The organism is Bradyrhizobium sp. USDA 4452, from assembly GCF_054063575.1.
The window spans coordinates 2,745,426-2,756,907 of sequence record NZ_JBSSGK010000001.1; the positions used below are offsets into that span (position 1 = coordinate 2,745,426).

Below are 11,482 nucleotides of genomic sequence, written 5' to 3' on the forward strand. Positions count from 1 at the left end.
GTCTCCGCGATGAATGAACAAGTCCGTTTTCCAGGCGCACGTCCCCGTAATCACCGGAGCCAGCTCCGGCGATTGCGCGTGCGTTTTGTCTGTTTGCTCGCCGCTCTAGTCGTTGGCTTCCGGCGGCAGGAAATCCACCTCGTGCTCGGCGGAAATGCGCACCACCTCGACGGGGTCCTGCAGGTTGTGCAGCTTCTCGAACAACGCCTCGAGCTTCTGCATCGGCGACACCCAGAACAGCGCCCGCGCCGGCTTGTCCGACTTGTTGAAATAGCCGTGCGGGATGCCGCGCGGCATGCGCACGAGATCGCCGGCCCTGGCCTGCACCCAGACGCCGTCGAGCTTGAGGTCGAGCACGCCCTCCTGCACCAGGATGAACTCGTCCTGGGTCGGGTGGATGTGCACCGGCACGAACTGGCCGGGATCGCTGTTGGTCTCGAACGCGAAGGTCGAGTCGGTGACTGCCTTCGGATAGTAGACCTGGCCCAGGATATTCCAGGTCTTGCCGCCGTAGCCGGTGCCGGTTCGGGTAATGCCTTTCTCGAGCGTGCCCATGTCAGCCTCTCCAGTTTTGGATGCGTCTTGCGGACACGGAGCCTGTCGCCGGCCGGTGAGGCTGTCTAGCCGATAAACGAATCCGCAGCCGGCGCGATCATGCTGCAATGCGGGAGCATCGAGCCGGCCGCCGTCTGCCTAACGACATCGCAGCCGCCTGCGTGCCGATCGGGCAGATTGCGCGACGAAACGGCGTTCCCCTTTGCCGGCGAATGCACTAGGCTGGCTGATATTTTAGACCTCAAACAACTCCGGACGGCCGGTGTGACTGCTGTTGGCAACGAGGTTTCGGCAAGGGCAAATTCCGCAAGGCTGAAGGATTTCGCACGCGTTGCGACCGCGCGCGTCGATGATGCGGCCGAAGCGATCGGCCGCATCTTCTGTCCGCACGACCTGACGCCGGTCGATCATTCGGAGCGCGATTTCTCCGCGCACCACAATTGCGCAGGGTTCAACGGCTTCTCCGTCAACTATGTCGCCTATGGCGGATCGGTCGCGATCAATCCCGGCTGCCTCGATCGCTTCTTCCTGTTGCAGATGCCGCTGTCCGGCTCGGCCTCGATCCGCACCGCCGCGCGCGAGCTCACCACCGGGCCGCAACACTGTGCCTCGCTGCTGTCGCCGACGATTCGGACCGAGATGACCTGGCGCGACAACTGCGCCCAGATCATCCTGCTGCTCGACCGCAAGCTGGTCGAGCATCGCGCCGCGGCGCTTGGCGGCGCGGCGGTCCAACCGGTCGAGTTCGATCCCGCCGTCGCCTTGCATGGCCCGCTCGGGCAGACGCTGTCGGCCAGGATCGGGCGGCTCGTGTCGACGGCGGAGCAACTCGGGCCGCACAAATCGTTGTCCGCGATCGCGGCGGCCGATTGGCGCGAACAGTTCCTCAACGTCCTGCTCAACGAGCAGCGCCACAGCCTGAGTTCGGCGATCGAGGTGTTCAACGGCCGTACCGAGGCGCAGCCGGCGGCGCTGAAGCGCGTGCGGGCTTACCTCGAAACCCGCGCGACCGAGCCGCTGGATCTTGCCGAGCTCGCCGACATCGCGGGTACCGGTATCCGCGCGCTGCAGCTGGGCTTCCGCCGCCATTTCGGCACCACCGTCTCAGAGATGCTGCTCGACATCCGCCTCGCCCATCTCAACGCCCGCCTCAAGACGGCGCGGCCGGGCGAGCGCATCGTCGATATTGCATTCGACCTCGGCTTCACCCATCTGAGCCGGATGGCGAGCGCCTACCGCGCCAAGTTCGGCGAAAGCCCGAAAGCGACGCTGCAGCGGCTGAGCTGAGCGGGCCCGGCCAACGATCGAAAACGCTCTAGCGATGAAACGGCGCCGTCCGTGCCTGAGCTGAAAAATCGGTGATCGGTTGCTCGATCCGCCTGGCCTGCCTGACCATAGTCACGCTCGGCACCTGCTGCGAACGCTGTGCGTATTTTGACGGTGCGCTGGCGGACGCGCCGGCTTGGGCGGCCGGTGCAACCAAGACGGCAATTGCAAAAGCACTGATCAGAATGGCAAGGGACTTCAGCATCGCACCCTCCGGGAGGCTGAGACACGTCCGAGCAGCAATAGGCGTTTCCGATCGACGCCTCTGCTCGGCGTCTTGTTGACGATGCGGAATGCTGGTCCCAATTTCTGTGAATCGCAACAATAATCAGCAGTTGCCGATTTTTTGGACAGCAGGCCGCGCCGGTCAGAAAAGCGGCACGCGACAAGGACCAGCCGATTGTGCTGTAACGCAAGTTGCGGACAGCGCGGCTGCCGGTGCTCGCGTCACCTGCTCCGCTCGGCCAACCCTTCCGGCGCAATGCCGCGATGGTCGTCTTCCGCCGCCAACTCGCACAGCTGCCGTGCCATCCGCTCCGCTTCGGCGACCGCCTGTCCCGGTGGAACGATCATGTCGACCAGGCCCGCCTCATAGGCTCTCTCGGCGCGCATCGGCCGCCCGGGAACCAGCATCGGAAGGGCGCGATGATGAGCAAGCCGCCCGGGTATCAGGAGGCCCATCGAATCATCCGGGATCAGATCATGAGATTCCAGCGGCGAAGCAAACGTCGCGGATGTGGCAGCGATGACCCGGTCGCAATAAAACACAATGGCCGTGCCGATGCCTTCCGACGCTCCCTCGACTGCGGCAATGATCGGCTTTGCACAGCTGGCGAGCGCGTGTAGCAGCCGGATCGCGTCCTGAAGCGGCAATCCTTCCGGCCCCGCGGTGCCGACAGCGCGATGTTCTACGGCTGCGCGGCCTGTCGCGAAGACATCGAACCCGCCGGCGACGACGATGCAACGGATGGCAGAATTGCGATGCGCCGATTCGATGGCCTTCATCACGGCGCCATACATGTCATCCGCACGCGCGTTGATCCCTTCCGGGTGCAGCACCACAATCGTCCGCACCGGTCCTTGCTCACCGACCAGGACACGTCGGGCCACCGGGTCAATTCTCCGCCGGTGCTCGCCACATCGCAGATTTCGGGCCGCCGTAGTAGCGCATTTGAGAGCCGCCGACGGTGTCCGCCGTCGGCGCCGCTATGTCGCTGGCACAGCCGACAACCGTGGCGCAGAGCCCCACGATCATGATGATGCGCACCAATGCTTGCTTCAATGTCGAGATTTCCATGCAGTCCGCCCCCGCCGCCTCAATACTTCGCAACCACCGGTCCGCCGAACTTGTAGTCGAGGCCTACCGTCACGACTGAAAACGTGTTGTCGACCGTGTAGGGAATCTGGCCGTTCAGCGGTGCCGCGCGCTCGTAGCGGCCGAAGTCGTAGTAGCGGTACTCGAACTTGCCGATCAGATTGTCGGTGAGCGCATAGGCGAGACCGCCGCCCGCAGTCAGACCGCTCCTGTTGGCGCTGAACTTATCGACGCCGAACACCGGATCGGTGTTGGTGTGCTGAAAGTCGCCATAGGCCCAGCCACCAGTGAAGAACAGCAGCAACCGGTCGACAGCGATGCCGCCGCGCGCGCGGAGCGTAACGCCGTCGCGAAGGTTGGTCGCATCTGCGGAGCCGATCGGCAAGGTGCCGGCGTTGAACTGATCGACATCACTGCCCTTGATGCCCGACCAGAAGCCGTCCGCTTCGACGCCGACAACGATGCTCCCGCTCTGCACGTTGTAGCCGATCTCGCCGCCAGCAATGCCGCCAGTGGAGGAGTAGTTGATGGTATAGTTGGCGAAGCCGGCCGGCCCGAGTGCGTTGTTGAGATTGTGATTGCCGTAACCACCGCCACCGAACACGCCGACGTAGAAGCCGGACCAATCGTATGCCGGCGCCGCGATAGCGGGCGCCTTGGTGTAGAGAGGAAGGTCCGCACTCCTTGCCGGAGAGGCGAGCAGCAGCGCTCCGAGCGCAGCGGTGGTGAAAAGAACGTGCTTCATTGTGAATCTCCTGGTTTCTGATGGGGACGCCACGCGATCTCCTCGTGGCGCGCCCGCGGATCAGAAGTGAATGATGATGTCGGCCGAGCCGATCAGAGCGAAATTTTTGGTCGGAGCGATGCCGAGGTTGGAATTGCCGTTGAACGCATTCGCATCCAGCGACCTGTAGTAGGAGACCTCGGGCCGGATCTCGATCTGCGGCGAGAACCAGTGCTGCCAGCCGATACCGGTCTCGACGTAACGCGTCTTCACGCCGGTACGCTGACCTTGCTTGTCGTCATAGAACTCGATGCGATACGAGATGTTGTCGAGCGGAGAGGCCTTGTAATTCAGGTAAGCGAGATAAGTCTGCACCGACGCCGTGCAGGCGAACACCGTCGCGCTGCTGCACTGGGCAAGGCCAGGCGCATTGAACGGCAAGTATTGCGGCGAGAACGGCGTGCCGCCCGCATTGAACGCGGCGATCGCAGCCGGGTTGTTGGCGTTCAATACATTATTCTGGTGCAGATTGTAGGTCTCGAACGAGATGTGCCACTGTTCGTTGAACTTGTGATACGCAGTCAGGCCGTACCATTGCAGGTTGTTGTAACCCCAGGTGCCGCTGTTGATCGCGTCCGCCACCACATAGACGCTGTCGTTGCCGGAATCGCTGGTCCAGCGCACGCTGCCGGTCACACTCGGTATCGCGCCCGGATCCTTCAGCATGGTGGTGCCGGGGAACAGCGGATTGGGGAACGGGTTGGCGATTTTCGCGCCGGCGTTCCACGGCATGGTGTCGCTGCCGACCGATACGCCGAGCTGCAGCATCCAGTTCTTGGTAACGGCGAGCGTGCTCTGCAGACCGGTGTTGGTGTAGTTGTCGAACGTATACGTCATCGAGTGCGTATACATGTAGTTGTTGGGCGCGAGCTGCGCCTCGATGTCGGGGATCGAGATGAAGCGGCCGAACCGCAGCAACAGGCCTTCGGCGATCTGCGGAATGAACACCTCGCCGTAAGCCATCGGCAGGTCGTAGCCGTAGTTCTTGTTCTGGTTCAGGAGCTGATTGCTCCAGAGGCCATAGGCGGTCGTGTAGCGATAGTTCTCGCCGTAAATCGGCGCGATGCGGAAGCCCCAGTCGACGTGATCCTTCTGGACGGTGTCGGGCAGACGCTCGATATAGAGGACCGCCTGGTCGAGCTGGACCGTGTTCGGATTGTAGTCGTAGGCGGCGGGCGCGTTGCCGCCGCGAACCGTGTTGGAGCTCAGATTGCCGCCGGCATTGATCCAGCCGTAGACCTGGATGTGCGCATCGTTCATCCACTGCCCGGCAGGCGTATTGCCGAGCGCCGCCATCAAGGGACTGTCGATCGAGCTCGGCCTCGTCACGCCGATGCTGGTCGAACCGCCATAAGGCCACTCCGTGAACGGCATCGGCGGCGTGCTCTGTGGGGTCGTCGGCCAGCCGTCGCGGCGTGACGGTGGCGCCTTCGGATCCGACGGCGCGGCGTCGTGGCCCCACTCGAGGCGGTAGTAGTTGACGAAGCGCGAGAAGAAGTCGCTGCCGAGATAGCTGTCGAGGCAGGAGTAATTCTTGTAGGGATCGCATGTGGAGGCTGGTGCCTTCAATAACGGCGGATTGGCGTCAGCTGCATGAGCTGTGTTGAGCAGGCTCACCGCCGCCAACGATACGCCCGCCAAAAAGAGTCTCTTCATGATTTTGCCCCAGGATATTGCTATCTACGCTTCGAGCGCTGTCGCGTGTTACGTCTGCGTCATCATTCGTGGGGCGTTGAGAAAAAGGCGATACGGGTCTCCTCGCGCTTTCATTAAGATAAAATATCCGAAACGTTTGCCGCCGCGTTGTTTGCTCGCGTAAGCGTCAGTTGCACGCGCATCTGCTCAAGAACCCGGCGGCAATCTTGACGTTTTGCGACATACGCGGGTTGCGTTGCGATAGATTTCCAAAACCCTGTGTCATTTCCGCCATAGCTCGGCCGGCATCCGATCCGTGTGCTATATTATTGCTATGCGGATCACCTTGAATCGAGATCGAAGATATACGCGCCTCGTGGCTAAGCTCGCGGCATCGAGCGAATCTTTCGCGTCGAGTGCAATGGAGCGCTGCGCATCGTGGCGAACGTTACAAATGGTGCGAACGACGTCGCTCTCACCGACGAGATCAACGACGTCGATTTCGGCTTCCTGCCGGCCGATCTTACGGCACAGTGCCGCAACCTGATCGAGAGCTATCACGACATTCATGGCTACGCCTGCCTGCCCGACATGCTGTGGCGGGCCCGGCTCGGGCCGTTCATCGAGCGGCACCACGAATTCAGGCAACGGCTGCGCAAGGCTTCGACGAGCCGAAGCGCCAAGAAGTCCAACCAGGGTTTTGTGGAGATCGCGACGGCGATCCTGTCGCTGGAGATTCTGGCAAGCAGCTTTGCAGGCTGGGCCGCACTCTATCCTGCGGCCGGCGCGAGTGCGCATGCGATCCTGAAGCGGCAATCCGGCGGCTCGCAGACCCCGCTGATGGACTTTTATCTCTACCCGCCGAAATATGTCAGCTCGGCCGCGATCGCCAAGCTGACGCCGCCGCGGGCGAGCCGGGCCGGCGAGTTCAGCCTTTACCGCACGTCGAAGCCGGAGCTTGTCGGCGAACGGCTGGCGCTCGGCTATGTCAGCGAGATGCTCCAGAAATCGGATGATGCCGCCCTGCTTGAGCGCCACTGAAGGCGCTTCGCGCCACCGTCTCTTGCCGCCATCTGATCCATCCGGCTGCGCCGGCAACCATGGCCTGAGCGCTTCGGCTATTTCTTCTATATTTCTCACCCACCTCAACAACATGGATTTTCTATCCGTTCCTGGGGAATGCTCGGATCGCTGGGTAGTTGGTGACATCGGAGCAGCAGCCGACGTTCGAACGTTGAACCATTCGCGAGGGTATGCGCCATTGTGACGGCGCCGGACCTGCGTCTTCAGCGCTCACATCGGATGTTGCCGGGGCGGATTTCGCGCTGGCCGGGACGGCCGTGACGAGGATCTTCCGGTGTCTTGCTCTGCGAAGGCAAAATCCTTGATCTACTCCCTGACCCTGTTTCAACGGCTCGCGGATACCCGCGCGCGACGTGCCGATGCGGAGCATGTGTTCGCGCCGGCGCTCGAGGCGAGGCCACAATTGGTCATGTGGGCCGACGTCCTGCCCCTGCTGTGGTCGGTTGGATCGATCGGCATCGTCACGGCGCTGCTGTTTGCGCTCGATGAGCCGATCGCCGCGAATCTGGTGCCGATCGCCTATCTGATCCCTATCATCTATGCGGCCACCCGATGGGGTATCTGGGCTGGGACGCTGGCATCGTTGACCGCAATCACCGCGGCCGACTTCTTCTTTTTCGCGCCGCTCTACAGCCTTCGGGTCGACAGTCCGCAGGAGGCCATCGATCTCCTCGTCTTCCTCGTCGTCGCGCTGGTGAGCAGCAATCTGGCCTCGCGCCTGCAACAGGAGACCGAAAGGTTGCGGCGCCGCGAGCGGGAGATCCAACATCTCTACGAATTCTCCAAGCGCCTCGCCGCATGCTTCACCATCTCCGATCTGATCGACGCCGTCAGTCACTATCTGGCGCATACGCTCGGCCAGCGGGCGGCATTGTTCGTGGCGTCCCCAGGAGGTCATTTCGAATCCTCGCCGGAACTGGGGGCTGCCCCGCCGGCCGTGCAGGAGAGCGTAGCGGCGATGACGGCAACGCTCGGCGCAACGGATCGCAGCGTCATCGATGAAAAAACCCAGGAGGTCTGGCTGCTTCGCGCCGTCGGATCGAAGACCGTGGTGCACGGCGTCATCGCCATCAATGCCGGGCGCGGGACGCGCGACGCGATCAGGTCGCGCACGCGCCGGATCGAGGCAGTGCTGGAAGAGGTTTCGCTGACGCTGCAACGGCTCGACATCGGCAAGGCGATGGACGATGCCAGGATGCATCTGCAGGCCGAATTGTTGCGCGACGCCTTCCATGGCACGCTCTCGCACGAACTCTGCTCGCCGCTCGCCGCCATCCAGGGATCGGTGAGCGTCATGCACGCGATGCCGGCCGTCAATGCCGACGAACGGCTGCGCTCGCTGACCGAGGCGGTTTCGGACGAGGTCGCACGGCTCGACGGCCACATCCGCAATCTCCTGAATGCGACGCGCGTTACGGCCGGCGGGCTGACGCCTCGTCTCGAATGGTCCGACCCGCGCGACATCGTCAACGCCGCCGTCAAGGCACGTGCGCCGCGGCTGGCGGCGCACCGCGTCGAGATCGGATTTGACGGCGATCTCCCGCTGCTCAACGTCGATTCCGGCCTGGTCGCGGAGGCCTGCGGCCAGCTGATCGAGAACGCCGCCAAATACTCCCCATCCGGGTCGACGATCTCGGTGCAGACCCGGCACGTTCCCGGGCATGTCGTAATGTCGATCATCGACCAAGGAGTGGGCATCACACCGGACGAGCAGCGCCATCTCGGCCGCAAGTCGTTCCGCAGCCCGCGGCACCAGGCGAGCGTCCCCGGCTCCGGGCTCGGCTTCTGGATCGCATCGACCTTCGTCAAGGCGCATGGCGGCAGCGTCGAGGTCGCGAGCCGCGGCCACGGCCTTGGGGACGACGGCATCGATCTTGCTACCGGCACCGCAGACCACGGATTCGGAACTGGTGACCTGCGACGATGAGTAAGCCGCGTAACCTCGTCCTGCTGATCGACGACGAGCCGAAGATCCGCCGCTTTCTGCGCGCCGGGTTCGAGATTCACGGCTTCACCGTGGTCGAGGCCGAGAACGCCGCCGACGGATTGAAGATCGCGACCTTCAACGCGCCCGACCTCGTGATTCTCGATCTCGGTCTGCCGGACCTGCATGGCAGCGAGACGCTGGAGCGGCTGCGCTCCTGGTCCAACGTTCCGGTGATCGTGCTCTCCGTCGAATCCAACGAGGACGAGAAGGTTCGCCTGCTGCAGGCCGGTGCCGACGATTATGTCGTCAAGCCGTTCGGCATGGCCGAGCTGCTGGCGCGCAGCGACGCCGCGTTGCGCCGCTATTTCAAGAGCGCCACCGAGAATCCGGTCGTCGTCGCCGGCCCACTGTCGGTCGATCTCGTCAGCCGGACCGTCTCGCTCAACCAGGCCAGGATCAAGCTGACACGAAAGGAGTACCGCCTGCTGCACGTCCTTGCCGTACATATCGGTCTGGTGGTGACGCACGACCAGCTGCTCAAGGAGATCTGGACCGGCAACCAGCGCGACAACATCCAGTATCTGCGCATCCTGGTGCGCAAGCTGCGCCAGAAGATCGAGGCCGACCCCAACCAGCCTCGCCTGCTGGTAACAGAGTCCGGGGTAGGCTATCGGCTGGAAAACCGCCTGGAGACCAGCGTGGCGGACTAACGACCCCAACGGCCTCCGGTCCGGATATATACAAAAAAAATATAATTCCGACCGAGAAAGGCTTAGCGTGCCCGGAAAAGGGGCACATGGTGCAGTTCCTGATTCAACCGTTTCACTTCCTCGGCTTCGAGGGTCAGAACTGGATGCTGATCGTGGTCGCGCTCGTCGTCGGCTTCGCGGTGTTCGGCCGGAAGAGCCGGGACCGCAGCTGAGCGGTTCGGGCTCCGTGGAAGTTCCGCGTCCCGGCCCTGCCCATCCGGCCAGTTTCACCGCCGGCCGCAACATCCCAGATTGGGGGAAGCCAACGGAGTTTCCCATGACCGAACCGACCACGCTCGCCTCGCTGTCATCATCCCTTTCCGAGACCATTGCGCGCGCCGCGCCTGCGATCGTCTCCGTACATTCGCATCGCGCGCGCGCCTCCGGCTTCGCCTGGAAGACCGGCCTGATCGTCACCGCCGACGAAGCGCTCGCCGACGACGGCGAGGTCGAAATCCAGTTCGCTGACGGCAGCCGCAGGCAGGCCGCCGTCGCCGGACGCGACCACACCACCGACATCGCGCTGCTGCGCGTCGACGGCGACGTCGCGCCGATCAAGCTGTCGACCGACATCCCCGCGCTCGGATCGCTCGCGGTCATCGTCGCGGCCGACCGCGGCGCGCCGATCGGGCGGCTCGGCATGGTCTCGCGGTCGGGCCCCGCCTGGCGCAGCCTGCGCGGCGGCGAGATCGACGCGCGGATCGAGCTCGACGTCCGGCTGCGGCACAGCCAGCAGGGCGGATTGGCGTTGAATGCCGCAGGCGCGCCGTTCGGCATGGCGGTGCTCGGCCCGCGCCGCGTGCTGACGATCCCGGCCGCGACCATCGAGCGGGTCGCAGCCCAGCTCGAGAAGAGCGGCCGCATCGCGCGCGGATATCTCGGCGTCGGGCTGCAACCGGTGCGGCTCGACGACGGCCTCGGCGCGATGGTGATGAATGTCGACAAGGCCGGCCCGTCGGCTGCCGCCGGCATCCGCCAGGGCGACGTGATCATTGCCGTCAACGGCGAGAAGCTGTCCGGCGTGCGGGCACTGTCGCGCGGCCTCGGGCCGCAGAGCGTCGGCACCGTCATCGAGCTCACCGTGCATCGCGGCGGCGAGCCACTGAACTTCAAGGTGACGGTCGGCGAAAGGCCCGAGACGTGAGCAGCGAGCCCGCCGCCGATATCGTGATCGCACTCGAGGTCGACGACCCCGCACTCGCCGACCGGCTGGCGACGTTGCTCGGCAGCGTCGCCGGCCTGCGGCTTGCCGCGCCGGGCGAACAGGCGACGGCTGCGATCGTCGCACGCAACCGCGAGACCGCAGGCGGCGTCGACTTCGAACTGACGCCGCGCGAACTCGACGTGCTGGCGCTGCTGGCCGAAGGCGCATCCAACAAGATGATCGCGCAGCGGCTCGGGATCTCGGTCCACACCGCCAAGTTTCATGTCGGCTCCCTGCTCGACAAGCTCGACGCCACCGGCCGCACCGACGCGGTGGCGCATGCGGCGCGGCGCGGCGTGATCAATTTGTGAGGGTGGGACGTACACGGTTGATGCTGGCGGATTGATATCTGTCCCCCCGTCGTCCCTGCGAAAGCAGGGACCCATACTCCGCGGCCGTCGTTGTTGAGGGGACTCGTCGTTCCGACGTTCGTCCACCAATAACCATTCGTGGTTATGGGTCCCTGCTTTCGCAGGGACGACACCGAGCAGGTGGCGCAGCTGCCGTGTACCAACATTCTCGCGACATGATCACGCAACCACTGGACGACGCCCCCCACTCAGTGATTGTGGAAAATTCCGTCACGCGGACGCTTAGACCAATTGTGTAGGTAGTCGTCCGGATACAGACGCCTTCTTGATCTCGCTATGCAATCTTCAGCCAACAAGAAGAAACGGCATGAAGAAGCTGATCGATCGTCATCGGAACATTCAATACACGCTCACCAACATCGAACCCGACCTCTGGAGCTGGTCATTCGAAATCAACGGCAAGGTCAAGCACGGCACCACGCGCGTGCGGCTCGGCCTGCTGGCGCAGCGGCGGGTCTGCACGCTGATCGATCGCGAATTGAAAAGCGCGGAACGCGACAAGCCGAAGAAGCCTGATTAGACCATCCGCATCC

At 63.6% G+C, this 11,482-nt stretch carries 14 protein-coding genes; 8 read left to right on the forward strand and 6 right to left on the reverse strand.

The window, feature by feature from the left end; translation table 11 throughout:
• Positions 1–105 precede the first annotated feature (105 nt).
• A complete protein-coding gene (locus ACVISU_RS13160) occupies positions 106–555 on the reverse strand; it encodes a cupin domain-containing protein (RefSeq protein WP_050404090.1) in 450 nt (149 codons plus the stop codon).
• A 264-nt stretch (positions 556–819) separates the two neighbouring features.
• On the opposite strand from ACVISU_RS13160, the gene ACVISU_RS13165 reads away from it, so the two are divergent.
• Entirely contained in the window at positions 820–1,842 is a 1,023-nt protein-coding gene (locus ACVISU_RS13165) for an AraC family transcriptional regulator (protein ID WP_456707217.1), read from the forward strand.
• Between the two features lie 28 nt (positions 1,843–1,870).
• On the opposite strand, the gene ACVISU_RS13170 is transcribed toward ACVISU_RS13165, so the two are convergent.
• From ACVISU_RS13170 to ACVISU_RS13190, 5 genes are all read right to left on the reverse strand, one after another.
• Positions 1,871–2,086 carry a hypothetical protein gene (locus tag ACVISU_RS13170; protein ID WP_456707218.1) on the reverse strand — a complete coding sequence of 72 codons (216 nt, stop codon included), beginning with the start codon at positions 2,084–2,086 and terminating at the stop codon, positions 1,871–1,873.
• 242 nt (positions 2,087–2,328) lie between these two features.
• Positions 2,329–2,955, reverse strand: coding sequence for an enoyl-CoA hydratase/isomerase family protein (locus tag ACVISU_RS13175; protein ID WP_456707219.1), 627 nt, complete (start codon positions 2,953–2,955; stop codon positions 2,329–2,331).
• Positions 2,956–2,995: 40 nt separating this feature from the next.
• Complete coding sequence (locus ACVISU_RS13180; protein WP_456707220.1) at positions 2,996–3,178, reverse strand: hypothetical protein; 183 nt, start codon at positions 3,176–3,178, stop codon at positions 2,996–2,998.
• A gap of 19 nt (positions 3,179–3,197) precedes the next feature.
• Positions 3,198–3,941 carry an outer membrane protein gene (locus ACVISU_RS13185; RefSeq protein ID WP_456707221.1) on the reverse strand — a complete coding sequence of 248 codons (744 nt, stop codon included), beginning with the start codon at positions 3,939–3,941 and terminating at the stop codon, positions 3,198–3,200.
• 60 nt (positions 3,942–4,001) lie between these two features.
• The gene (locus ACVISU_RS13190; protein WP_456707222.1) at positions 4,002–5,636 is read right to left on the reverse strand and encodes an outer membrane beta-barrel protein; all 1,635 of its coding nucleotides are present in this window, start codon (positions 5,634–5,636) and stop codon (positions 4,002–4,004) included.
• 417 nt (positions 5,637–6,053) lie between these two features.
• Here ACVISU_RS13190 and ACVISU_RS13195 point away from each other — a divergent pair, with 417 nt between their 5' ends.
• The 7 genes from ACVISU_RS13195 (at position 6,054) to ACVISU_RS13225 (ending at position 11,469) form a co-directional block, all read left to right on the forward strand.
• Positions 6,054–6,656 (forward strand): hypothetical protein, encoded by a 603-nt coding sequence (locus tag ACVISU_RS13195; protein WP_456707223.1) that lies wholly within the window; start codon positions 6,054–6,056, stop codon positions 6,654–6,656.
• A 343-nt stretch (positions 6,657–6,999) separates the two neighbouring features.
• A complete protein-coding gene (locus ACVISU_RS13200) occupies positions 7,000–8,625 on the forward strand; it encodes a sensor histidine kinase (protein ID WP_456707224.1) in 1,626 nt (541 codons plus the stop codon).
• Positions 8,622–9,335: a response regulator gene (locus ACVISU_RS13205; RefSeq protein ID WP_456707225.1), complete on the forward strand. Its 714-nt coding sequence runs from the start codon at positions 8,622–8,624 to the stop codon at positions 9,333–9,335. The genes ACVISU_RS13200 and ACVISU_RS13205 overlap by 4 nt, the downstream gene beginning before the upstream one ends.
• 86 nt (positions 9,336–9,421) lie before the next feature.
• Positions 9,422–9,547, forward strand: a complete 126-nt coding sequence (locus ACVISU_RS13210; protein WP_456707226.1) for a hypothetical protein — start codon at positions 9,422–9,424, stop codon at positions 9,545–9,547.
• Between the two features lie 104 nt (positions 9,548–9,651).
• Positions 9,652–10,518 (forward strand): S1C family serine protease, encoded by an 867-nt coding sequence (locus ACVISU_RS13215; protein ID WP_456707227.1) that lies wholly within the window; start codon positions 9,652–9,654, stop codon positions 10,516–10,518.
• Positions 10,515–10,889, forward strand: coding sequence for a response regulator transcription factor (locus ACVISU_RS13220; RefSeq protein ID WP_456707228.1), 375 nt, complete (start codon positions 10,515–10,517; stop codon positions 10,887–10,889). The genes ACVISU_RS13215 and ACVISU_RS13220 overlap by 4 nt, the downstream gene beginning before the upstream one ends.
• Before the next feature lie 367 nt (positions 10,890–11,256).
• Positions 11,257–11,469 (forward strand): hypothetical protein, encoded by a 213-nt coding sequence (locus ACVISU_RS13225; protein WP_456707229.1) that lies wholly within the window; start codon positions 11,257–11,259, stop codon positions 11,467–11,469.
• The last annotated feature ends 13 nt before the right edge of the window (positions 11,470–11,482 follow it).